We start from the raw sequence: 21,469 nt of genomic DNA, 5'->3' as shown, positions 1-21,469 counted from the left end.
TTACTATATGCATTTAGGAGAAATACAAACATTAAAAATAAACCGCTTTGTTGAGTTCGGTGCTTATCTAGTAGATGTAGATAGCAACGCTGACGGAGCAAGTGTTAAGAACGGCGAAGTTTTACTACCAAAAAAGCAGCTTCCTGAAAGGGCAAAGGAAAACGATACTATCGAAGTCTTCCTATATAAAGATTCTGAAGACCGTATGATTGCAACAACTACAATCCCACCATTAACTATCGGTAATTTAAGTGTTCTTACAGTTAAAGAAGTTGCATCAATCGGTGCTTTTCTTGATTGGGGGCTTTCAAAAGATCTTCTTTTGCCTTTCAAAGAACAAACTTCACAAGTTAAAGTTGGAGATCAAATTCTTGTAAGCCTTTATATTGACAAAAGTAATCGTTTATGCGCTACTATGAAAGTGTATGAATATCTACAAACAGATTCTCCATACCAAAAAGACGATAAAGTAGAAGGTATTGTTTACGAACTAAGTAGAAACTTTGGTACATTCGTTGCCGTAGATAGCAAATACTCTGCACTTATACCTAAAAATGAGCTTTTCGTAAATTATAAACCTGGAGATTTGATTTCTGCCCGTGTTATTAACGTAAGGGAAGACGGAAAGCTTAATCTAAGCATAAGAGAAAAATCTTATCTGCAACTTGACGAAGATGCTACTGTTGTTTTCGAAGCACTTAAATCGAGTAACGGTTTCTTACCATATAACGACAAATCAGATCCTGAAGATATCAAAAACAAATTTAACTTAAGTAAGAATGCTTTCAAAAGAGCGATTGGAAGGCTCTTTAAGAACAAACAAATCACCATTGAAGATGATGGTATTCATCTAGTATAGGATGTAAAAGAGACAATTTTCTATGAGTTTATGATCATTGAAAATTGTCTCTTTTTTTAGTTTTTCATTAACATTTCCATAGTAGCCAGTAATAGTTCTGGTTCTATTGGTTTTGGGATTAAATACTTTAGTCCTAAACTTTTAACTTCATCAATTGTATCTGCATCACATATAGAACTTAACATAAGTATCTTAGCACCTGGTTCTTCTTGTAATAACACAGAAGCTGTCTCCATTCCATCTATACCAGGCATGACTATATCTAAAATAGTTAGATCTGGTTTAATCTCTGTGAACATACGAATTCCTTCTTCACCATTTACCGCATGTCCCATTACCGTATAATCATGTTTCTGTGTTAACTCTGTTATCTGTCTTTTTATAAATGGAGAATCATCTATTATTAATATTGTTTTACTCATAATATTACCTCCTCTAAGTTATACACGATCTGTTAATTTCAAGCAACAGTTGATTGTGTATGCAACCTTTAAGATCATTTCCCCATATTCACTTCTAAAAAAAACACTAGCATAACTCTCGTATCTATCTGTAGCACCAATATCTAATTTACCGTTCTGAACTTCTGGGATACAAAATCTAGCTGATTTTCCTATATGATTATTAATTGTTGAAACAGCCCGTCCGCTTGCTATATTAATATATTCCTTTATATAAATTATTATATCTTCCTGTGAACTAACATTTCCATTACTCATATCATTTACGATTTGCTTCGCTAATTCCTGCGACATACAGCAAAACAAAACTAAATCGTATGGTGCATCGGGCTTAGTCTCAATTCTTCCCGATATACAATCCCCCTCTACTTCAAATGGCAATACATCTTTCAGTTCGACGCATGATAAATATGCTGTCACTTCTTTATATATGTTGATAAACAATTCCCCCACGTCCAACGTTAACTGATTCATTACAAGTCCCCCTACCTATAATAATTCTTAGTTATCTAGAAAACGCATCTTTGCTAAATTATATTCTTTCCTAACTTGTGGCTCTTGGACTTTTTCTTGATATAAATTACCTAAGTTATTTACCATCTTGTCCTTACATTTTTTACAGAAACGACCAGTCTTAATCGTTGATCCACATGATTCACAAGCAAGTCCAATTGGTGAATCATCAGAAAAGGCAAGTCTTTCCTCTCTAATCCATTTACGAATCTGTCCTGGCGTAACGTCATTCTCCTCTGCAACCTCTTGAACTCCTGCTCCTGGATGGTCATAAATATATTCTTTTACCTGAACAAACTTATCGTCTAGTTTCTTTAAACAAGTTTGGCACAAAGGTGCCCCTCCAATATAATTAAATAGTTTTCCACAATCTTTGCAATTTCTTACATCCATGCTATCCCTCCTAAAAACCTTTTCCTATAGTTAAGCTGAAAAAATCAACTTCTGTCACACCTGTTTGCAATAACACCTGTGCGCATGCATCTATCGTACTGCCAGTTGTATATATATCATCAACCAACATAACTTTACTATATGATGCAAAGCTGTAAGCCGGATTCACAGTAAATGCCCCCTGTAAGTTATTTGCTCTTTCTCTATCATTCAATCTCTTTTGAGCTTTCGTTTTATGGCTACGTAATAGGTAATTCTCAACAACCGGTATCCCTACACTTTTACTTATTCCTCTTGCTAACAGATATGCTTGATTAAATCCTCTCTCTTTTAATTTTGACTTATGTAAAGGCACGGGAACCAGTACCTCTGGCGATACTTTTATAATCTCTTGCCTATAATAATGTAAAATTTCTTGAATATAATACTTACTGTATTCGCGTCTATGATGGAACTTGAAGTTCGCGATTGACTTCTTAACCTTTTCATCATAGATCCACAGTGCAAAGCCTCTATTGTAATGAAATGTAGACTTTGTACAGTCAAAACAATACTCTTGTTCCTCCTGTTCTATTGGTTTCCCGCATTTCAAACACTTAGGACTTTTTATTACCTGAAATATATTAACACACCCTGGACAAACAGTTTGTTGCCTTGGTGTAATAATATCTCCACACACAGGACAACGGTTCGGATATACGTAATCAATTATACTAATAGCCTCGTCTCCCTTTTTACTTTAATTAACAATGTATATTGACATTATACATTATATTCCCTGATAATGCACCACTAAAAATCATGTTTTGTAAATGTTTTGTAAATGTTTTCTATAATAAACATAATAATTATTAGAGTTTTCTGTACTCTTTAACTATTTCATAATTTCTTTCAATCTGGTATCTAGGCTTGTATATCTCTCTTGTTCACTTACATTGTCAATCATAGATTGCACTACAGAACTACTACCTACCAACGTTACGCAGCTCTTTGCTCTTGTAACTGCTGTATATAATAAGTTTCGGTGCAAAAGCATCTTAGGTCCTGATAATACAGGAATGATCACCGCTGGATATTCGCTTCCTTGTGATTTGTGAATTGTTATTGCATACGCTAGTTCTAACTCATCCGCTTGTTGAAAAGAGTACTCCACATAACGTATCTCATCAAATACTACCGTTATAATTTCTGAGTATAAGTTGATTTCTTTAATGATTCCGGTATCTCCATTAAACACGCCAGTACCTTTCTCAAAACTCAATCCAAATTGACTCTTACACTCCCATTCAATCTGATAGTTATTCTTAATCTGCATTACCTTATCTCCCTCACGGAAGATACGACCTGATATCTCTTTCTCCCTTTTACCTGTCTCAACTGGATTAAGATACATCTGCAATACCTGATTAAGTCGGTCCACACCAAGTTCGCCTTTTCTCATTGGCGTAAGCACCTGAATATCATATGGTTTTGCATTTACGTATTTTGGCATCTTATACTTAATCAGCGTAAGCATGACTTGTATAATCACAGTAACATCATCTCGTTTTAACATGAAGAAGTCTCTACTCTTATTATCTAGTGTAATTGGCTCTCCCCTATTAATCTTATGGGCATTAACAATAATATCACTTTCTTTTGCCTGTCTAAATATCTTGTTTAATTTAACAACATGAAAAGCATTCGAAGTAATAATATCTTTCAAAACATTTCCAGGCCCTACAGAAGGTAACTGATTAACATCACCGACTAAGATCACTCTTGTTCCCACAGTAATGGCTCGTAAAAGTGCATTCATCAAGCTGATATCAACCATAGACATCTCATCGATAATAATGGCATCCGCTTCTAATGGATTCTCCTCATTCTTCTCAAAATTAAGCCTTGTATTAGAATCATCTGGAGCTCCTGATAATTCTAATAATCGATGAATTGTCTGCGCCTCATATCCTGTGGTTTCACTCATTCTCTTGGCTGCACGTCCTGTAGGTGCTGCTAATAGAAAATCTAACCCTTCTGCTTCAAAGAATTTAATAATTGTATTAATCGTAGTTGTCTTACCAGTACCTGGTCCACCGGTTATAACAAGTACACCATTACGCACTGCTTCCACAACAGCATCCCTTTGCATCTCATCTAACTCTATCTTCTCAATCTTCTCGATTTTCTTAACTCTATCTATAATTTCATCAATACCCACATCGTATTGTTCATTCAGATCATGAAGCATACGTGCTACATTTAGCTCGCTATAATAATAATTCGTACTATAAACTACTTTCTTATCATCAATTTCTTTGATTACGACTCTCTTGTCAATCATCATATCCATGATATGTTTTTCAATCTTATCCGGTTCAATTATTAGCATCTGTGCGGTCTTAGCAATCAGCAAATCCATCGGCAGATAAACATTACCCGACTGGGAAGCTTGCAACAATGCATATAATACCCCTGCTTTAATACGAAATTCTGCATCGCCTCCTATACCTACTTTGGAAGCAATCTCATCTGCAATTCGAAATCCTACCCCACTAATATCATCCGCTAATTTATATGGATTTTCTCTTATCACTTCATACATACGACTTCCATATTGCTTATATATCTTTACCGCTAAATTATTGGTAATACCGTACTTTTGTAAGAATAACATTGCATCACGCAAATCCTTCTTATCCTCGAATTGGGTGCCAATCTCTTGCGCTTTCGCTACACTAATTCCCTTTACTTCTGCCAATCGCTCTGGCTCTTGTTCTATAATACGAAAGGTATCTTCCTTAAACTTGCGAACAATCCGCGCCGCAAGGGCAACACCAATTCCTTTTACTGCTCCAGAACCAAGATATCGCTCCATTGACATCATATCCTCTGGTTCTTTAATATCATAGCTTTGTACTTGAAACTGGTCGCCATATATTTGGTGCGAGATATAGTTACCTTGTAATTCTACATATTCTCCTTCATTGATAAACGGAAAACTTCCTACACAGGTTATATCATCATCTTCTCCTGTTAAGCTTAGCACGGTATAACCATTTTCTTGATTACGATATACTATTTTTTCAACATAACCCTGAATTGTTTCAGCCAATTGTTATTCCTCCATACTCGTGCTTTTTCATCATAATATTATTATACCCAGTAATAACACTAACTGCAAGATTTAAACAGCCGGAAGAGTATTGTTTTAGTCAAGATCTTTAAAGACAAAGAAAAGTGCTATTATGTTACAGTAATTCCTGCAACTATAATAGCACTCGCCTTATCTATTGACGTTTCATTGATTCGTATAACATCTGAGCAATTCCTAGTTCCCCAGTTGCACTCATATTCTTTGCATACTCTTGATACATTGTGTCCCCAAAATACTGCATATATTCATTGCTATCATCTTCACTTTCGGGAACCATGCTTGTCTTCATTGATTTGAATACTTGTTCTATAAGATACGATTCAAAGTCCTTGCAAACCTCCATAAGCTCTTCATCTGATGCTTTAGAAGTGTTCGTGTTGTTTAATTTATCTTTTAATTGTGTAGCCTGCGTATTTTGTTTATTTAATTCTGATATAGTGCTATTATACGAAGCTAAAGAATCAATTGACATATTAGCTCACCTTCTCTTTCCAAATTCTATAACCTGGCTATCTAAGGTTATTAGCTTGTTGAAGCATCTCATCTGAAGCTTTGATAATCTTAGAATTCATCTCATATGCTCTTTGAGCTACGATTAAGTTTACCATTTCATCTGCTGTTTGTACATTCGAGCTTTCTAAGTAACCTTGTTTAATTGATACATTAGGATTTGCTGCGGCATTCACACCCCAAACAGCTTCACCAGAAGCATCTGTTTCTTTCACGATACTGTCTGATGTTTTCAATAGCCCGGCTGGATTATTGAATTGTGCAACTCCGATTGTAATACCTATTGGCTGTGCATTATTCTTCTCATCCGGATAACAAAAGTTACCATTCGCATCGACTGACAATTTAGCTGTATCATATTCTGTTCCAAATGTAATTGCCTTACCATTAACATCAAGTACTGGATTACCACTTGAAGTGGCAAGTACCATACCTTCACTTCCCATTGATAAGTTAAAGGAACCATTTCTTGTATAACTAACAGAACCATCAGCCATCTGAACCATGAAGAACCCAGACCCTTGAAGAGCGAAGTCGTATGTATTTCCAGTTTCTTGTAATGATCCTTGCGCATAGTGTGTTGTAATCGCTGAGTTCCGTACGCCTAAACCTACCTGTGCAGATGTCGGTTTTGGATCTCCGTTATTATCTGTTGTGGTATCTTGGATTGTTTGGTATAACAATGTTTTAAATTCTGCCGACTCTTTCTTATAACCTACTGTATTAACATTTGCTAAGTTATTCGCAATTGTATCAACATTCGTCTGTTGGGAAGTCATACCAGATGCTGCTGTCCATAAAGAACGCATCATATCAAACACCTCTTTCTTAGTGATTTGTTTTACTCTCGATCATATACCTATCTATTCGTAGCCACTTCGTTGCTTCTATTATACCTTACCAACTTGATTAACTGTTTGGTCTAATAATTGATCTTGTGTTTTAATTACTTTTTGTCCAGCTTCATAAGCTCTAGTAATATTAATCAAATTAACCATTTCCGAGATAACGTTAACATTAGATTGTTCTGTACAACCTTGTCTTATAATACCCACACTATCTTTTTGAATAGCACCATCTACAGCATTGTAATAATTATCTCCAGCTTTCTCAAGATAATTGTAATCTTCAAAATCCGCTAACTTAACTCTACCTATATATTCTTTATCCGCATAGATTGTACCGTCAATATCAATTGTTACTGTCTGCGCATTGGTTGGTATCTGGATATCCCCGCCATCACCTTGCAGATGATTGCCGTACGAATCTACTATATATCCATCTTGTGTCATCTTAAATGAGCCATCTCTCGTATAGCGAATGGACTCATTACCGTTCTTATCTGTAGTTGACACAGCAAAGAATCCATTCCCTTCAATAGCCAAGTCATATGTATTACCAGTTTCGCGGAATGAACCTTGCGCATAATCGGTATAATATTCACCAAGTTTTACTCCTAAGCTCATCGTGCCAATAGGTCTATTCGTATAGGCTTCTGATGAATCCTTAATCTTGATTGTCAATGCTTCTTCGAACGCTTGGCTGGTAACATTTTCTTTCTTATAACCTACTGTAGCTGCATTGGCCAAGTTATTACTAATCGTATCTAATCGTTTCTGCTCATTAATCATTCCTGTATAAGCAGTATATAGTCCTCTAACCAAACTCTTATACCTCCTACTAAATCTATAGGTCCTATTGACACTATCCCTTATCCTATATTTCGTCATAATCCTACGATTGCTTTATAGTACTTATAGTCTATTTAGCTTCTAGAAATACTAGATACCAATAAGATTCACATTCCACCTAAGATGGAATGTGAATCTTATTATCTAGTCTCTTTTACCACTTAAGAATTCAACGTATTTTCCTGTTCCAATTGCAACAGCTGTCATTGGCTCTTCTGCTGTCATTGTATTGATTCCTGTCTTTTCTTCAATAAGTTGCTCTAAACCATATAATAAACAACCACCACCAGTTAAAACAATACCACGATCAGCGATATCAGCTGCTAATTCTGGTGGAGTTTTTTCTAATACACTGTGTACTGCTTCAACAATTTGTGAAGTAGTTTCTTTTAGCGCTTCTTCTGTTTCATCAGAAGTAACGGTGATAGTCTTTGGTAAACCTGTAACTAAGTTACGGCCACGAACATCTAAAGTAGCCACTTCTGGTCTTCTATACGCAGATCCTATCTTAATCTTAATATCTTCTGCTGTTCTTTCACCGATTAATAGATTATGTTTCTTACGCATGTAGCGTACGATTGCCTCATCAAAATCGTCTCCTGCAATCTTAATTGATGTACTAACTACCGTACCTCCTAGTGAGATAACAGCAATATCTGTAGTACCACCACCTATATCAACAATCATGTTTCCACATGGTCTTGATATATCAATACCTGCACCAATTGCTGCTGCGATTGGTTCCTCTATAATAGAAACATCTCTTGCACCTGCTTGGTATGTTGCATCTTCTACTGCTTTCTTTTCAACTTCTGTTACCTGACTAGGTACACATACACTAATTCTAGGTTTTCTAAAACGTTGTTTGCCAACTGCTTTTTGTATAAAATACTTAAGCATCTTCTCTGTTACTGTGTAATCAGAAATAACACCTTGTCTTAATGGTCTAACTGCTACGATATTACCTGGTGTTCTACCAAGCATCAATCTAGCTTCCTCGCCGATTGCCTTAATTTTGTTCGTATCTCTATCGAATGCCACAACAGAAGGCTCTTTTAAAACTACGCCCTTTCCCTTGACGTAGACTAATACGCTTGCTGTCCCCAAATCAATACCAATATCACTGCCCAACATATGAAATCTCCTTTCAATTCCAATCATTTATTATAATATAATCTTTACAGTTATTATCTAATTTTTTCCATTATTCAACTAATTAAACATATTCAATATTATTATATACGCATTAGTTGATTAAATCAAAGGAAATTTTTATTTTCTACATTTTTCTCACACCGCTATCTATCAGAATATCATATAATGCTACTTTGTACAACTCTCTAACATTCATTCTTGGCAGAGTTTCTTTACATAATAGGTTATAGCCTACTATTACGCAAAAAACATTGTATACTTATTATAACCAGTATACAATGTTTTATAATTAACGACAACAGAAAGTTAGCAATGCAATTATTCTATTGTATTCCACATAATGATTCGACTTATCTTTCTTCATCTACTCGTACGTACAATCCCGCTTTCATTAATGCTGGTCGTACAGCTACATATAATAATGAAGCGATTATAATCGAAGTAAGAGCATTAACGAAGGTTGTAGCAGCTGTGATCTTTGCTAATGATTTCGCCAAGTTATCTTCCATTCCAAGTAAATATCTCTTATAAAAATATCCCACAACTGGATCTGCTACTACATTGAATACCATACCAGCAACAGCAGAAATTACAGTCCATCTTATAATGTATGGTTTTTCATGTTCTTTGCTTAATTTCGCTATCTTATGGGCGACAAATCCTACGATAAGACCAATACACAACTTTAATAGGAAGGTTTTCGGTGCATATGTAACATAATCAGAGGTCAAATCTGCAATTGTCATTCCAACAGCGCCAGCAAGCCCCCCCCATAGTCCTCCAAGCAAGAGTGCACCTAATACACAAAATGTGTTTCCAAAATGAATCGCTGTTTTCTCCATACCTATAGGAACATCAAATCGCAAGAACTGAAATCCTATATAGCACAGTGCAGCCATCAATGCAGTCTGTGTAAGTTTTATTGTTGTTTGCTGTTTACTCATACTACCACCACTTTCTATTGTTTTTTAGTAGTATACTTGTTTACTGGCATATTGTAAAATGCCAATTATTAATTGTTTAATAGAGCCAGATTAGTAAAATTAATACTCTTTCTTACCTGTTGACATGGGTTTATCCCATGTCAACACTGGAAAGTAATTACCCACTACTAAAGTATCGGGAATCATTGTGCTGCTAAAAAAATGAATCATTGTGCAATCGGTTCACTACTTCTGTGATTCTTTCTTTTGCCTCATATCCAGTAGTAGAATTCTTAATATAGTTAACGAGTTCTTCCTTCTTACCATCAGTAAGTGCTGAGAAATTAGCCATCGCTTTCATATCAAGTGCTAATGACATCCCAAATCCAACAGGCAATTCACCATTATCTGTAAATGACATTGTTACACCTCCTACATTACTCATTAATTAATTCCTACCTAATTATTTTCTGTAATTTAAGGGAAATTATGAATGTACTTTTTTCCACCATATATTAAAAATTACATTTTATTAACATTTAACAAAGTTAATTACTTTTTAATAGAAATATGATATAATAGCTATAATTGCAACATACTATGTGATCCGACTGATAGCACCCAAAGTAGGTTGTCTATTATGAGTAATAGTAGAGCGGATTGCATATACCTGCTTTGGCTAAAGTATCCCATTAACATCGTTTTAACGGAGGATTTTATGAAACCATATAGAATATTTAGTGATAGTTCTTGCGACTTAACACAAGAATTATTAGATCAATACAACATAACAACGATTCCTTTTTATGTGTCATTTGATCAAGAAACATATCAAAAAGAAATTATTGACATTTCTATACCCGACTTTTATCATCGACTAACTACAGAGAAGGTATATCCTAAAACTTCGCTTCCATCTGTTGAAGATTACTGTGACAAGTTTGAAGAAGCAATCTTGGCTGGATACGACGTTCTTTGTTTAAATATTACCCTTAAATTTAGTGGTTCACACCAATCCGCTATGAATGCAAAATCCATTCTAGAAGAAAAATATCCTAAGAGTAATATCGAGGTTGTTGATTCGTTATTATGTACAGGTGGACAAGGGCTTTTATTACTTGAAGCTGCTAAGATGCATGAAGCCGGCTATTCACTTACTGATAACGTCGCTAAACTTCTAGAATTGCGTGAAACAGGCAGATTAATGTTTACTCTAGGTACTCTCGAATACTTACAAAAGGGTGGTAGGATAGGTAAGGTTTCTGCACTTGCAGGAAGTTTATTAAATCTGAAACCACTCATCGTATTAGAAGATGGTGAGCTTGCTCCTTATGGTAAAGTTCGTGGTTTCAAAAAAGCCATTGATAAAGTGTATGATATGATTTCAGAATATTTCAAAAACAATAATCTCGATTTTAATGATTATGAATTCTGTGTTATAACAGGTACTAATTTTGACGAAGCTTCAACTTTTCTTGAAAAATTACCTTCTATTATTAACCAACCAATTATTTACCCAATCTTTACTCTTGGAACAACAATTGGTACCTATACTGGTCCAGATATAGTCGGAGCTTGTTTTATACGTAAATATGATGCTTAGTGTATAATGAGCTATACGAAGCTTTCTAATGACATAATTTGTAACGCCAACAAAAACATAGTCTTGTTTTTGTTGGCGTTATTTTAATTTTCTATTAGCTTCTTTCTACAGACCAATTCTGATGGATTGTTATCTGATTAAGATAATATAAGTGACTAACACTATAATCCTTCTGTAACAAGTTGTGCATATTCAATAACAATCTTTTTCCATCTCTACAGCATTCTTATATACCTTTTCATTTGGGTTCTATACTAGCCCCCACTGTTACACCCAATTATCTAACTTATTCGTTTCCTAATCATTATAGGCGTTAAAGTATTATGAAAAAGCACCCCTTATAAATAAGGGGTGCTTTAATATCATCAATCTACTCGATTAATTATTCGATTACAGTAGCAACTTTACCAGAACCTACAGTACGTCCACCTTCACGGATAGCGAATGATAAACCTTGTTCCATAGCGATTGGGTGAATTAATTCAACTGTAATTTCAATATTATCACCAGGCATACACATTTCAACACCAGCTGGTAACTCGATAACACCAGTTACGTCAGTTGTTCTGAAATAGAATTGTGGTCTATAGTTATTGAAGAATGGTTTATGACGTCCACCTTCATCTTTAGTTAAAACATAAACTTGAGCAGTGAATTTTTTATGGCATTTGATTGTACCTGGTTTAACAAGTACTTGTCCTCTTTCGATATCTGTTCTTTGAACACCACGAAGAAGTGCACCGATGTTATCACCAGCTTGAGCTTCATCAAGAAGTTTACGGAACATTTCGATACCAGTACAAACTACTTTACGAGATTCTTCTTTGATACCAACGATTTCAACTTCTTCATTTACATGAAGCACACCACGTTCAACACGGCCTGTAGCAACAGTACCACGTCCAGTGATTGAGAATACGTCTTCGATTGGCATTAAGAAAGCTTGATCAGTAGCACGTTTAGGATCTGGAATATGAGCATCTACAGCGTCCATTAATTCCATAACTTTATCTCCCCAAGGACCGTGTGGATCTTCAAGAGCTTTTAAAGCAGATCCTCTGATGATTGGACAATCAGTGAATTCATATTCTTCAAGGTTTTCAGTGATTTCCATTTCTACTAATTCAAGTAATTCTTCATCATCAACCATGTCACATTTGTTCATGAATACAACGATGTAAGGTACACCTACCTGACGAGATAATAAGATATGCTCTTTTGTTTGAGCCATAACACCGTCAGTAGCAGCAACTACAAGGATAGCACCATCCATTTGAGCTGCACCAGTGATCATGTTCTTAACGTAATCGGCATGTCCTGGACAGTCAACGTGAGCGTAGTGTCTCTTTTCAGTTTCATATTCAACGTGAGAAGTAGAGATAGTGATACCTCTTTCTCTTTCTTCTGGAGCTTTATCAATATTTTCGAAATCTACAGCAGCGTTACCAGCAACTCTTTCAGAAAGTGTTTTAGTGATAGCAGCTGTTAATGTAGTTTTACCGTGGTCAACGTGACCGATAGTACCAATATTACAATGTGGTTTCGTTCTTTCAAACTTAGCTTTAGCCATTTTTAAGTGTCCTCCTTTAATATGCGCCCTTTGGGCTACAATACTGAATTCTCTATAGTGAGCCAGTTTAGCTGACTCTTGTTATAATCTTCTTACGAATGTATAACCCATTGAAGATTATTGCCTCATATCACTAATTATATTTCATATTAGGGATATTTTCAAGAAAAATTTTGCATAAATACAGTTTTTACAAGGTTTCCAGCACCTCTTATATGAGAGATTTTGTCACTTATAGTCAACTTATATTTACTCTCACTTGGCATGCGCCAAGTGAGGATTATTTATTGGTTAATAAATAAATTATTTACTCTTAGCAGCAATAACTTTTTCTTGAACTGATTTTGGAACTGGTTCATATTTTTCAAAGAACATAGAGTAGTTACCACGTCCTTGAGTTTTAGAACGAAGGTCAGTTGAGTAACCGAACATCTCAGCAAGTGGAACATAACCTTTAACCATCTTACCTCCACCGATGTCTTCCATACCTTCAATACGTCCACGACGTGAATTGATATCACCAATTACATCGCCCATGTATTCTTCTGGCATAGTAACTTCAACTTTCATGATTGGCTCAAGTAATACTGCTCCACCCTTGTTCATAGCATCTTTGAATGCCATAGAACCAGCAATGTGGAAGGCCATTTCACTTGAATCGACTTCATGGTAAGAACCATCATATACTGTAGCTGAAACACCAAGTACAGGGAATCCAGCGATGATACCAGCTTTAGAAGCTTCTTCAATACCAGCACCAACTGCAGGAATGTATTCTTTAGGAATAGCACCACCAACAACAGTTGATTGGAATTTGAATGTTTCTTCACCGTTAGGATCCATTGGCTCAAATTTAACTTTACAGTGACCGTATTGTCCACGACCACCAGATTGTTTTGCGTATTTACTATCAACTTCAACTGGTTTAGTGAATGTTTCTTTGTAAGCAACTTGAGGAGCACCTACGTTTGCTTCAACTTTGAATTCACGAAGAAGTCTATCTACGATGATTTCAAGGTGAAGTTCACCCATACCAGCGATAATTGTTTGACCAGTTTCTTGGTCAGTGTGAGCACGGAATGTTGGATCTTCTTCAGCAAGTTTTGCTAAAGCTTCACCCATCTTACCTTGACCAGCTTTTGTCTTAGGCTCAATAGCTAATTCGATAACTGGTTCTGGGAATTCCATTGACTCAAGAATAACTGGAGATTTTTCATCACAAATAGTATCACCAGTTGTTGTGAATTTGAAACCAACAGCTGCTGCGATATCACCAGCATAAACTTTATCAAGTTCTTCTCTCTTATTAGCATGCATCTGTAAGATACGACCAACACGCTCTTTTTTATTCTTAGTAGCATTTAATACATATGAACCTGAGTTCATAGAACCAGAGTAAACTCTGAAGAATGCTAATTTACCAACGAATGGATCAGCCATGATCTTGAATGCTAATGCTGAGAAAGGTTCTTCATCAGATGAATGTCTAACTACTTCATTACCATCTTCATCAACACCTTTGATTGACTCAATATCAGTTGGAGCTGGCATATACTCAATAATAGCATTAAGTAATCTCTGAACACCTTTGTTTCTGTAAGCAGAACCACAGCATACAGGAATTGCTTTACAATCGCAAGTAGCTTTTCTAAGAGCTGCTTTCAATTGTTCATTAGTTGGTTCTTCCCCTTCAAGGTAAGCCATCATTAAGTCATCATCTAACTCACAGATTTTCTCAACTAATTCACTTCTGTATAATTCAGCATCATCTTTTAAATCTTCTGGGATTTCAGTTACTTCAATGTCTTCACCCTTATCATCATTATAGATGTAAGCTTGCATTTCAAATAAGTCAACGATACCTTTGAAGTCATCTTCTTTACCAACAGGTATTTGAAGAATAATTGTGTTTTTTCCAAGTCTATTTTTGATTTGGTCTACTGCACCAAAGAAATTAGCACCTAAGATATCCATCTTATTGATGAATGCCATTCTAGGTACGTTGTATGTGTCTGCTTGACGCCATACGTTTTCAGATTGTGGTTCTACACCACCTTTAGCACAGAATACACCAACAGCACCATCAAGTACACGTAATGATCTCTCTACTTCTACAGTAAAGTCAACGTGTCCTGGTGTATCAATGATATTGATGCGGTGTTCTTCAGCACCTGGTTTTACATCAGTTTTATCGTGTAAAGTCCAGTGACAAGTTGTTGCCGCTGAAGTAATAGTAATACCTCTTTCTTGTTCCTGCTCCATCCAGTCCATAGTAGCAGTACCTTCATGAGTATCACCGATTTTATAATTTACACCAGTATAATATAGGATACGCTCAGTTAATGTAGTTTTACCTGCATCGATATGAGCCATAATACCAATATTTCTGGTTCTCTCTAACGGATATTCTCTTCCAGCCAAGGGTTTTCCTCCTTAAAATAATCAGTGTTCTCTCTTACATTTTTAGCAAATATGCAAGATAGCAAAGAAGATACGGGTATCTGCTTCGCTTGGTCAACTGTAACCTAGTTTTATTATAACCTCTTACATAACCAAAGTTACATAAGAGGTTATCAAACATGTTATTGGCTTATCCAGCTGATAAAGAATCCCTGCAATTAAGCAGCGAATCTTACCATCTGTAATGAGCAAACGCTTTGTTTGCTTCTGCCATTTTGTGCATATCTTCTTTTTTCTTAACAGATGCACCAGTATTGTTAGCTGCATCAAGAATTTCGTTTGCTAATCTTTCTTCCATTGTTTTTTCTCCTCTTTTACGAGAATACAATGTAATCCAACGAAGAGCTAACGCTTGTCTTCTATCTGGTCTAACTTCGATTGGTACTTGGTAAGTTGCTCCACCGATACGTCTAGCTTTAACTTCAAGCACTGGCATAATGTTGTTCATAGCTTCTTCGAATACTTCAACAGCATCTTTTCCAGTTTTTTCTGCTACTTTATTAAAGGCTCCGTATACGATCTTTTGTGCAACACCTCTCTTACCATCTAACATAATGTTATTGATAAGCTTTGTTACAACCTTGTTATTGTATAATGGATCTGCTAATACATCTCTTTTTTGAACATGTCCTTTACGTGGCACGGTGCTTCCCTCCTTAATACGTGTTTATCGGAATCCCGATAATTACACTTGTTAATTCATCGGTACTCACATATTGTGTCAATTACAAATAACATCTGCAATTGTTTTTCTGTGTTCGTAACCAGTTTAATATATTGTCACCTGCAACCTACAGGAATAAACTCATTAATCCGGCACCTTTTGAATCAGAAAATTGCGATAATGTGGTTACTTATGATTCTTATTTAGCGTCTTTTGGTCTCTTAGCTCCATATTTTGAACGAGCTTGGCGTCTCTTAGCTACACCTGCTGTATCAAGTGTACCTCTAACGATATGGTATCTAGTACCTGGTAAATCTTTTACTCTACCACCTCTGATAAGAACAACACTATGCTCTTGTAAGTTGTGACCTTCACCTGGAATATAACTAGTTACTTCAATTCCGTTAGATAAACGAACTCTGGCAATCTTTCTAAGCGCTGAGTTAGGCTTTTTAGGAGTTGCTGTTCTAACTGCTGTACACACACCTCTTTTTTGTGGTGATGATGTGTTAGTAGTTTTTTTGTTTAATGAGTTGAAACCTTTTTGAAGTGCTGGAGAAGTTGATTTCTTCTCTATTGTTTGTCTTCCTTTTCTTACCAATTGATTAAAAGTTGGCATTCTTTTCACCTCCTGCGGTAATGATGTTTTTTCTGTGGTTGCTGTTTTTATCAGCTTTAGCGATACAAGTTACTATTCTAGCAAAATGCACACTAGATGAGTATAATTCAAAGTTTTCGACTTGTCAAGGGCTCATAAATAAAATTATAGTATTTTGCACTTTAATAAAGACTTAGCTATACGCCTTTACGACAGCTGATATGATCACTAGACCTAGCGGACCTAACAAAAAACCAAGGATACCGAACAACTCAACTCCGATTACCATGGCCATAAGCAGATAAACTGGTTTGATCCCAATCCTATCCCCTAGCAATTTTGGTTCTAAGAACTGTCTCATTAATTCACAAATAAAATATATTGTGATAATCACCGTAGCATGTAAAATATCCTTTGACAACAGCTCTATTATAGCCCAGGGTATTAATACGAGTCCACAACCGACTGCTGGTAATGCATCCAAAAGTGAGATGAGAATACCAATTAACAGTGCATACCTATTCTTTATAAGAAGTAAGCCACATGTCATAATTGCCGCACTTATCATCATTATAATAGCTTGTGTTTTTAAATACGCAATACCCGTCTCTGATAGTTTACCAGTTACTTTATGAATATCTTCATAAAAACGTGACGTTTCATAAAAACCCTTATATTCATCATAGTCCTTCATCATCATTAGTACTCCGATAAATACGATAATAATTTTACCAATAATATTTATCATTAAGGCTGCAATACCTAAAGACCGTTGCGTGATCATAGGTACCATCTTCTCCTGGACTCCCACTACAAACTTAGCACCATTGCTGTATAGAAAATCGAATACCTGTCCTTTTTCTAGGCTAAACAGCCTGTCACAACTACCACATACCTTTTGTAATCCACTAATAATCACCTCTTGATAAATCGGCATATTCGTTACTAGACTACTAATCTGCTCAAATAATTTCTTCGTTAAGAAAAATAACGCGGTACCTATTATGCTCACCAAGATAATTAATAATATTGTAGTACTAATCATCTTTAACATCTTAATTTTGTTATATAACCAGTCGACAACGGGACGTAACAACTTAGTACAAAAATAAGCCAATATAAAAGGAACAAACATAAACAAGGCATAACGAAAAAAAAGATACACCACTATGGTTGTCCCTATTATTAATAATACCGTCTTTATCTTAGTGCGATTCGTATCTTTTTCCACAATTACACCTCTGCCACTTATCGTCATACCTTTTACTACACTTCCTTATATAGTGTCTGCAATTTCGTATAAATTATGTGACAAAAGCGCTAATTTTCTTGCTTTCTTACAAAGAAAAAGCAGACCCAAAGTCTGCTTAACTTCACGTTATAGATCAAATTGCTTAAAAACTCCATCCTTTGGGCTTGCATCGAACTGCATTCTTTTCTTTGATATCGGATGGGTAAATACTAACGTATGCGAATACAATCCTACATTGGCCCATCTCATATCTGGGTTTTGTTTCTGCCGTTCTATGAATGCGTCGTTGTATTTTGTATCTCCCCATAATGGCATTCGATTTCCAGCCATCTGTGCACGTATCTGATGATGTCTGCCTGTCTTAAGTGTAACCTCTATTAAAGTCACCGGATACCCCTTCTCATCCTTAGAAACTGCTAGAACTTGATAAAATAGCACTGCCTTCTTTCCATTCTTATCCTTCGCATTCGTAATCTTTGATGTATTTGTTCTTGCATCTTTTACTAGATAGTCCACTAACTCTTCTGCTTCATTACCTAACTTATCGGATAAGTCCTTATCTACAACAGCATAATACTTCTTCTCCATCTTTTGAAGTGGATTCTTGCCACCTTCTTCTCCACCGACTTGACTACTTAGAGATTTTGCTGCAACAGGTGTTTTAGCAAAGACCAAAACTCCACCTACTGGTCTATCCAGACGATGAATCAATCCTAAATAAGGTTCCTTTTTCTCTGTTTGCTTCTCATACAGATAATTCTTAAGCTCATTCACCATGTCAACGTCCATAGAGCGATCACTCTGTACTAACATACCGACAGGTTTCTCACATACTATTACATGGGAATCTTCATATATAATAGGTATCTTCATAACTCTCCTTACTTAATCCCTTAAACTTAGGAAATTGCGAAACGCTTTGTAATGGCGATAAACATATCAATGTGTTTTATGTCTGTCGTTACTGTTTGGTGAATTGTATGTGTAAGGCATACAATTTTATCCAAACTGTAGTAGACAGCTTTAAAACACAGATATGTTGTCGCCATGGAGAAGAGTTTCGCAATTTCCTATCCCTTATACTTTAAATCGATATCCAACGCCCCAGATTGTTTCGATATATTGAGGTTTTGAAGTATTTAATTCTATCTTCTCACGTATCTTCTTGATATGAACAGTTACGGTTGCGATATCTCCAATAGATTCCATATCCCAGATTTCTTGGAATAACTCTTCTTTCGTATATACATGATTAGGGTTTTGCGCAAGAAATGTTAACAAATCAAACTCTTTCGTTGTAAAGATTTTTTCTTCCCCATTAATATATACACGTCTAGCAGTTTTATCGATCTTAATACCACGAATCTGAATCATTTCATTTTCCTTTGTACCAGTTCCAATTAATCTTTCATATCTTGCTAGGTGTGCTTTCACTCTTGCTACTAATTCACTTGGACTAAAAGGTTTTGTCATATAATCATCCGCTCCAAGTCCAAGCCCACGAATCTTATCAATATCATCTTTCTTTGCAGAAACCATAATTACAGGAATATTCTTTTCTTCTCTTATTTTCTTACAGATTTCGAATCCGTCCATATTCGGAAGCATTAGATCTAATATAATTAAATCATAATCCTCCGCAATAGCTCTCTTAGCACCTTCGTCTCCAGAGGATTCAATATCTACTGAAAATCCACTTAATTCAAGATAATCCTTCTCTAATTCTGCAATTGCAAGTTCATCTTCAACTATTAATATTTTACTCATTCCTTAATACCTCCAATATCGTTCTTATTATCCGACTTCTTTGATTTCTCTTTCTGTGAAGAATGTCCTTCTTGAATTGACTTATTATCTTCGGATTTGCTTGATAAGTTCTTATCTGTACTAGACTTATCCTTTGCCGGCAAGAAGAAAAATCTATATTTACCTTCTCCTACCCTGCTGCTTTTTGAGTTCGAGTTGTCACCCACTTCTGGTAAATCTTTAAGTTCTTCCTTATTCTCTTGAACTTTTTTCAATGTAAAACAAATTGTTGTTCCAACAAGTTCTTTACTACTTGCCCAGATACTTCCACCATGATCTTCAATAATCTTCTTGGCAATAGCAAGTCCAAGTCCTGTACCACCTTTTGAAGAATTCCTTGATTCATCTGTACGATAGAATCGATCAAAGATATTCGGTAAATCTTTTTCCGCAATGCCTTTCCCGTTATCTTCTACCTCAATGCGAACATAATCTCCTAGGTCATTGATACGAACATTAATAATGCCTTTCTTCTTATCAATATATTTAACAGAATTTCCAATAATATTATTTACCACTCGCTTTAATTGCTCAGGGTCTGCAATTACTCTTACATTATCGTCTGCATAATTAAAATATGCTACATCAATATTCTTAACCTCAAGATCTAATCCTAATTCTTCAATACAATCAGTGAAATACTGATCCACATAGATTTTAGCAAAATTATATGGTATTGTATTGCTGTCTATCTTCGTATAGAACGATAACTCATCTACCAGCGATGTCATATCTACTGCCTTCGTATAGATTGTTTTTAGATATTTCTCTTTCTTCTCTGGTGTATCTGCAACTCCATCCATAATGCCTTCTGTATAGCCTTTAATAGCTGTTAATGGAGTCTTTAAATCATGAGAAATGTTACTAATCAATTCTTTCGTATCCCTTTCATACTGCATACGGACTTCAATTAATTCCTTAATTTTACGTCTCATATCTTCAAAATCTTCACATAGCGCTCCAACCTCATCATTCTTTTCAGCCCGTACAGAAAAATTCAGATTACCACACTTAATCTTGTTCGTAGCAACCTGTAATGTACGTAAAGGACGCAATACACTCCGATAAATCCAGATTGTAAGGATAATTGCTGTAAAGAAAATTATAAGTATAAATGAAACTATGAACTGAACAATGGAAGACTCTAACTGTGGAATTAATTTATTAACATTTGTTACTACAAACACGGAGCCTTCGGTTCCATCTTGGTAATAGAAATCTTGTTGTTTAATCAAGCAAGGATACTCACCACCTAGATAGATACCTCCATCCGTGCTAATCGTATAATCTGCGAATTCTGGTAAATCCTCGCTAATTAGATTTAATTTTTCTCTATCACCTGCATATTCAATCTTGTCTCCTTTTCGAAGCACAATAAAGGAATACTTCCCTACCAATTCAGCGTTTAATTTCCGGATATAATCCATATCCTCTAACTTTTCTGGTTCCTTCAATGCACATAACTTAATTTCATTATATACCCCTCTAGTCACACGATTTAATAACTGCATCGGATTGGTTATAACTTGAATTGTATTAGACTCCACATCATATGTTTGCTGAATGGATATGATTTGATTATTAATAATCAAGCTCCCCACTGTAGCAATCATAATGATAGGAAGTGCTATAATCGTAATGAATGCAATTGCGATTCTCCCACGCAACTTCATCTTGTCACCCTCTTTATTATACTAAAATAATAGACTTGTTAACTTATCAGTAAATATATACTTGTTAATTATGGCTCCTTGCGGAGTTACGGTCTTCCACTTCGTGTAAGACCTAGCTCTAGAACTTCGTTCTATCGCTAACTTATCAATATAGATAGACTCGAGAAATTACTTCGTAATTTCCCTCGTTAACTTATGACTC

General features: G+C 35.6%; 21 protein-coding genes. 2 read left to right on the top strand and 19 right to left on the bottom strand.

Going from position 1 to position 21,469, the window contains the following annotated elements; all coding sequences use genetic code 11:
- Positions 1-7 precede the first annotated feature (7 nt).
- Positions 8-859 (top strand): CvfB family protein, encoded by an 852-nt coding sequence (locus BUB90_RS10630; protein ID WP_073287378.1) that lies wholly within the window; start codon positions 8-10, stop codon positions 857-859.
- A gap of 56 nt (positions 860-915) precedes the next feature.
- Here BUB90_RS10630 and BUB90_RS10625 read toward each other — a convergent pair whose 3' ends face one another.
- The 11 genes from BUB90_RS10625 to BUB90_RS10575 all read right to left on the bottom strand — a co-directional run bounded on the left by BUB90_RS10625 (position 916) and on the right by BUB90_RS10575 (position 10,062).
- Positions 916-1,281: a response regulator gene (locus BUB90_RS10625; protein WP_073287375.1), complete on the bottom strand. Its 366-nt coding sequence runs from the start codon at positions 1,279-1,281 to the stop codon at positions 916-918.
- Positions 1,282-1,299: 18 nt separating this feature from the next.
- Positions 1,300-1,794 (bottom strand): hypothetical protein, encoded by a 495-nt coding sequence (locus tag BUB90_RS10620; RefSeq protein WP_073287372.1) that lies wholly within the window; start codon positions 1,792-1,794, stop codon positions 1,300-1,302.
- 27 nt (positions 1,795-1,821) lie between these two features.
- Positions 1,822-2,226, bottom strand: coding sequence for a flagellar protein (locus BUB90_RS10615; protein WP_073287369.1), 405 nt, complete (start codon positions 2,224-2,226; stop codon positions 1,822-1,824).
- Between the two features lie 10 nt (positions 2,227-2,236).
- Positions 2,237-2,935, bottom strand: a complete 699-nt coding sequence (locus tag BUB90_RS10610) for a ComF family protein (protein ID WP_278277287.1) — start codon at positions 2,933-2,935, stop codon at positions 2,237-2,239.
- 165 nt (positions 2,936-3,100) lie between these two features.
- The gene (gene recD2 / locus BUB90_RS10605) at positions 3,101-5,320 is read right to left on the bottom strand and encodes an SF1B family DNA helicase RecD2 (protein ID WP_073287363.1); all 2,220 of its coding nucleotides are present in this window, start codon (positions 5,318-5,320) and stop codon (positions 3,101-3,103) included.
- 175 nt (positions 5,321-5,495) lie between these two features.
- Complete coding sequence (locus BUB90_RS10600) at positions 5,496-5,834, bottom strand: rod-binding protein (RefSeq protein WP_073287360.1); 339 nt, start codon at positions 5,832-5,834, stop codon at positions 5,496-5,498.
- Between the two features lie 37 nt (positions 5,835-5,871).
- Positions 5,872-6,684: a flagellar basal-body rod protein FlgG gene (gene flgG, locus BUB90_RS10595; RefSeq protein ID WP_073287357.1), complete on the bottom strand. Its 813-nt coding sequence runs from the start codon at positions 6,682-6,684 to the stop codon at positions 5,872-5,874.
- Positions 6,685-6,762: 78 nt separating this feature from the next.
- A complete protein-coding gene (flgF, locus tag BUB90_RS10590) occupies positions 6,763-7,536 on the bottom strand; it encodes a flagellar basal-body rod protein FlgF (RefSeq protein ID WP_073287354.1) in 774 nt (257 codons plus the stop codon).
- Positions 7,537-7,707: 171 nt separating this feature from the next.
- A complete protein-coding gene (gene mreB, locus BUB90_RS10585; protein ID WP_073287351.1) occupies positions 7,708-8,697 on the bottom strand; it encodes a rod shape-determining protein in 990 nt (329 codons plus the stop codon).
- A gap of 371 nt (positions 8,698-9,068) precedes the next feature.
- Positions 9,069-9,662, bottom strand: a complete 594-nt coding sequence (locus tag BUB90_RS10580; RefSeq protein WP_073287348.1) for an ECF transporter S component — start codon at positions 9,660-9,662, stop codon at positions 9,069-9,071.
- Positions 9,663-9,855: 193 nt separating this feature from the next.
- The gene (locus tag BUB90_RS10575) at positions 9,856-10,062 is read right to left on the bottom strand and encodes a hypothetical protein (RefSeq protein WP_073287345.1); all 207 of its coding nucleotides are present in this window, start codon (positions 10,060-10,062) and stop codon (positions 9,856-9,858) included.
- Positions 10,063-10,359: 297 nt separating this feature from the next.
- On the opposite strand from BUB90_RS10575, the gene BUB90_RS10570 reads away from it, so the two are divergent.
- On the top strand, positions 10,360-11,244 hold the full coding sequence (locus BUB90_RS10570; protein WP_073287342.1) for a DegV family protein: 885 nt from the start codon (positions 10,360-10,362) through the stop codon (positions 11,242-11,244).
- A 382-nt stretch (positions 11,245-11,626) separates the two neighbouring features.
- On the opposite strand, the gene tuf is transcribed toward BUB90_RS10570, so the two are convergent.
- The 8 genes from tuf to BUB90_RS10530 all read right to left on the bottom strand — a co-directional run bounded on the left by tuf (position 11,627) and on the right by BUB90_RS10530 (position 21,267).
- The gene (gene tuf / locus BUB90_RS10565; protein ID WP_073287340.1) at positions 11,627-12,814 is read right to left on the bottom strand and encodes an elongation factor Tu; all 1,188 of its coding nucleotides are present in this window, start codon (positions 12,812-12,814) and stop codon (positions 11,627-11,629) included.
- A 303-nt stretch (positions 12,815-13,117) separates the two neighbouring features.
- Positions 13,118-15,235 (bottom strand): elongation factor G, encoded by a 2,118-nt coding sequence (gene fusA / locus BUB90_RS10560; RefSeq protein WP_073287336.1) that lies wholly within the window; start codon positions 15,233-15,235, stop codon positions 13,118-13,120.
- A gap of 211 nt (positions 15,236-15,446) precedes the next feature.
- The gene (rpsG, locus tag BUB90_RS10555) at positions 15,447-15,917 is read right to left on the bottom strand and encodes a 30S ribosomal protein S7 (protein ID WP_170865474.1); all 471 of its coding nucleotides are present in this window, start codon (positions 15,915-15,917) and stop codon (positions 15,447-15,449) included.
- A gap of 220 nt (positions 15,918-16,137) precedes the next feature.
- Positions 16,138-16,557: a 30S ribosomal protein S12 gene (rpsL, locus tag BUB90_RS10550; protein WP_073287328.1), complete on the bottom strand. Its 420-nt coding sequence runs from the start codon at positions 16,555-16,557 to the stop codon at positions 16,138-16,140.
- A gap of 172 nt (positions 16,558-16,729) precedes the next feature.
- On the bottom strand, positions 16,730-17,794 hold the full coding sequence (gene ytvI, locus BUB90_RS10545) for a sporulation integral membrane protein YtvI (RefSeq protein WP_073287325.1): 1,065 nt from the start codon (positions 17,792-17,794) through the stop codon (positions 16,730-16,732).
- Positions 17,795-17,914: 120 nt separating this feature from the next.
- Positions 17,915-18,661, bottom strand: a complete 747-nt coding sequence (locus BUB90_RS10540; protein ID WP_073287320.1) for an RluA family pseudouridine synthase — start codon at positions 18,659-18,661, stop codon at positions 17,915-17,917.
- 204 nt (positions 18,662-18,865) lie between these two features.
- Positions 18,866-19,555: a response regulator transcription factor gene (locus BUB90_RS10535; RefSeq protein ID WP_073287317.1), complete on the bottom strand. Its 690-nt coding sequence runs from the start codon at positions 19,553-19,555 to the stop codon at positions 18,866-18,868.
- Positions 19,552-21,267, bottom strand: coding sequence for a sensor histidine kinase (locus BUB90_RS10530; RefSeq protein WP_073287314.1), 1,716 nt, complete (start codon positions 21,265-21,267; stop codon positions 19,552-19,554). Before BUB90_RS10530 ends, BUB90_RS10535 begins: the two co-directional genes overlap by 4 nt.
- Between the last annotated feature and the right edge of the window lie 202 nt (positions 21,268-21,469).

Origin of the sequence: Anaerosporobacter mobilis DSM 15930, assembly GCF_900142955.1 — a bacterium.
Taxonomy (GTDB): domain Bacteria; phylum Bacillota; class Clostridia; order Lachnospirales; family Lachnospiraceae; genus Anaerosporobacter; species Anaerosporobacter mobilis.
The sequence above is the reverse complement of the archived record's forward strand: the minus strand, read 5'-3'. Positions and strand labels throughout refer to the sequence as shown.

Bases quoted from the DNA above. Each gene is read 5' to 3' on its own strand.
- BUB90_RS10630 (WP_073287378.1), top strand. From the start codon at position 8: ATGCATTTAGGAGAAATACAAACATTAAAAATAAACCGCTTTGTTGAG.
- BUB90_RS10625 (WP_073287375.1), bottom strand. From the start codon at position 1,281: ATGAGTAAAACAATATTAATAATAGATGATTCTCCATTTATAAAAAGA.
- BUB90_RS10620 (WP_073287372.1), bottom strand. From the start codon at position 1,794: ATGAATCAGTTAACGTTGGACGTGGGGGAATTGTTTATCAACATATAT.
- BUB90_RS10615 (WP_073287369.1), bottom strand. From the start codon at position 2,226: ATGGATGTAAGAAATTGCAAAGATTGTGGAAAACTATTTAATTATATT.
- BUB90_RS10600 (WP_073287360.1), bottom strand. From the start codon at position 5,834: ATGTCAATTGATTCTTTAGCTTCGTATAATAGCACTATATCAGAATTA.
- flgG (WP_073287357.1), bottom strand. From the start codon at position 6,684: ATGATGCGTTCTTTATGGACAGCAGCATCTGGTATGACTTCCCAACAG.
- mreB (WP_073287351.1), bottom strand. From the start codon at position 8,697: ATGTTGGGCAGTGATATTGGTATTGATTTGGGGACAGCAAGCGTATTA.
- BUB90_RS10580 (WP_073287348.1), bottom strand. From the start codon at position 9,662: ATGAGTAAACAGCAAACAACAATAAAACTTACACAGACTGCATTGATG.
- BUB90_RS10575 (WP_073287345.1), bottom strand. From the start codon at position 10,062: ATGTCATTTACAGATAATGGTGAATTGCCTGTTGGATTTGGGATGTCA.
- BUB90_RS10570 (WP_073287342.1), top strand. From the start codon at position 10,360: ATGAAACCATATAGAATATTTAGTGATAGTTCTTGCGACTTAACACAA.
- tuf (WP_073287340.1), bottom strand. From the start codon at position 12,814: ATGGCTAAAGCTAAGTTTGAAAGAACGAAACCACATTGTAATATTGGT.
- rpsL (WP_073287328.1), bottom strand. From the start codon at position 16,557: ATGCCAACTTTTAATCAATTGGTAAGAAAAGGAAGACAAACAATAGAG.
- ytvI (WP_073287325.1), bottom strand. From the start codon at position 17,794: ATGACGATAAGTGGCAGAGGTGTAATTGTGGAAAAAGATACGAATCGC.
- BUB90_RS10540 (WP_073287320.1), bottom strand. From the start codon at position 18,661: ATGAAGATACCTATTATATATGAAGATTCCCATGTAATAGTATGTGAG.
- BUB90_RS10535 (WP_073287317.1), bottom strand. From the start codon at position 19,555: ATGAGTAAAATATTAATAGTTGAAGATGAACTTGCAATTGCAGAATTA.
- BUB90_RS10530 (WP_073287314.1), bottom strand. From the start codon at position 21,267: ATGAAGTTGCGTGGGAGAATCGCAATTGCATTCATTACGATTATAGCA.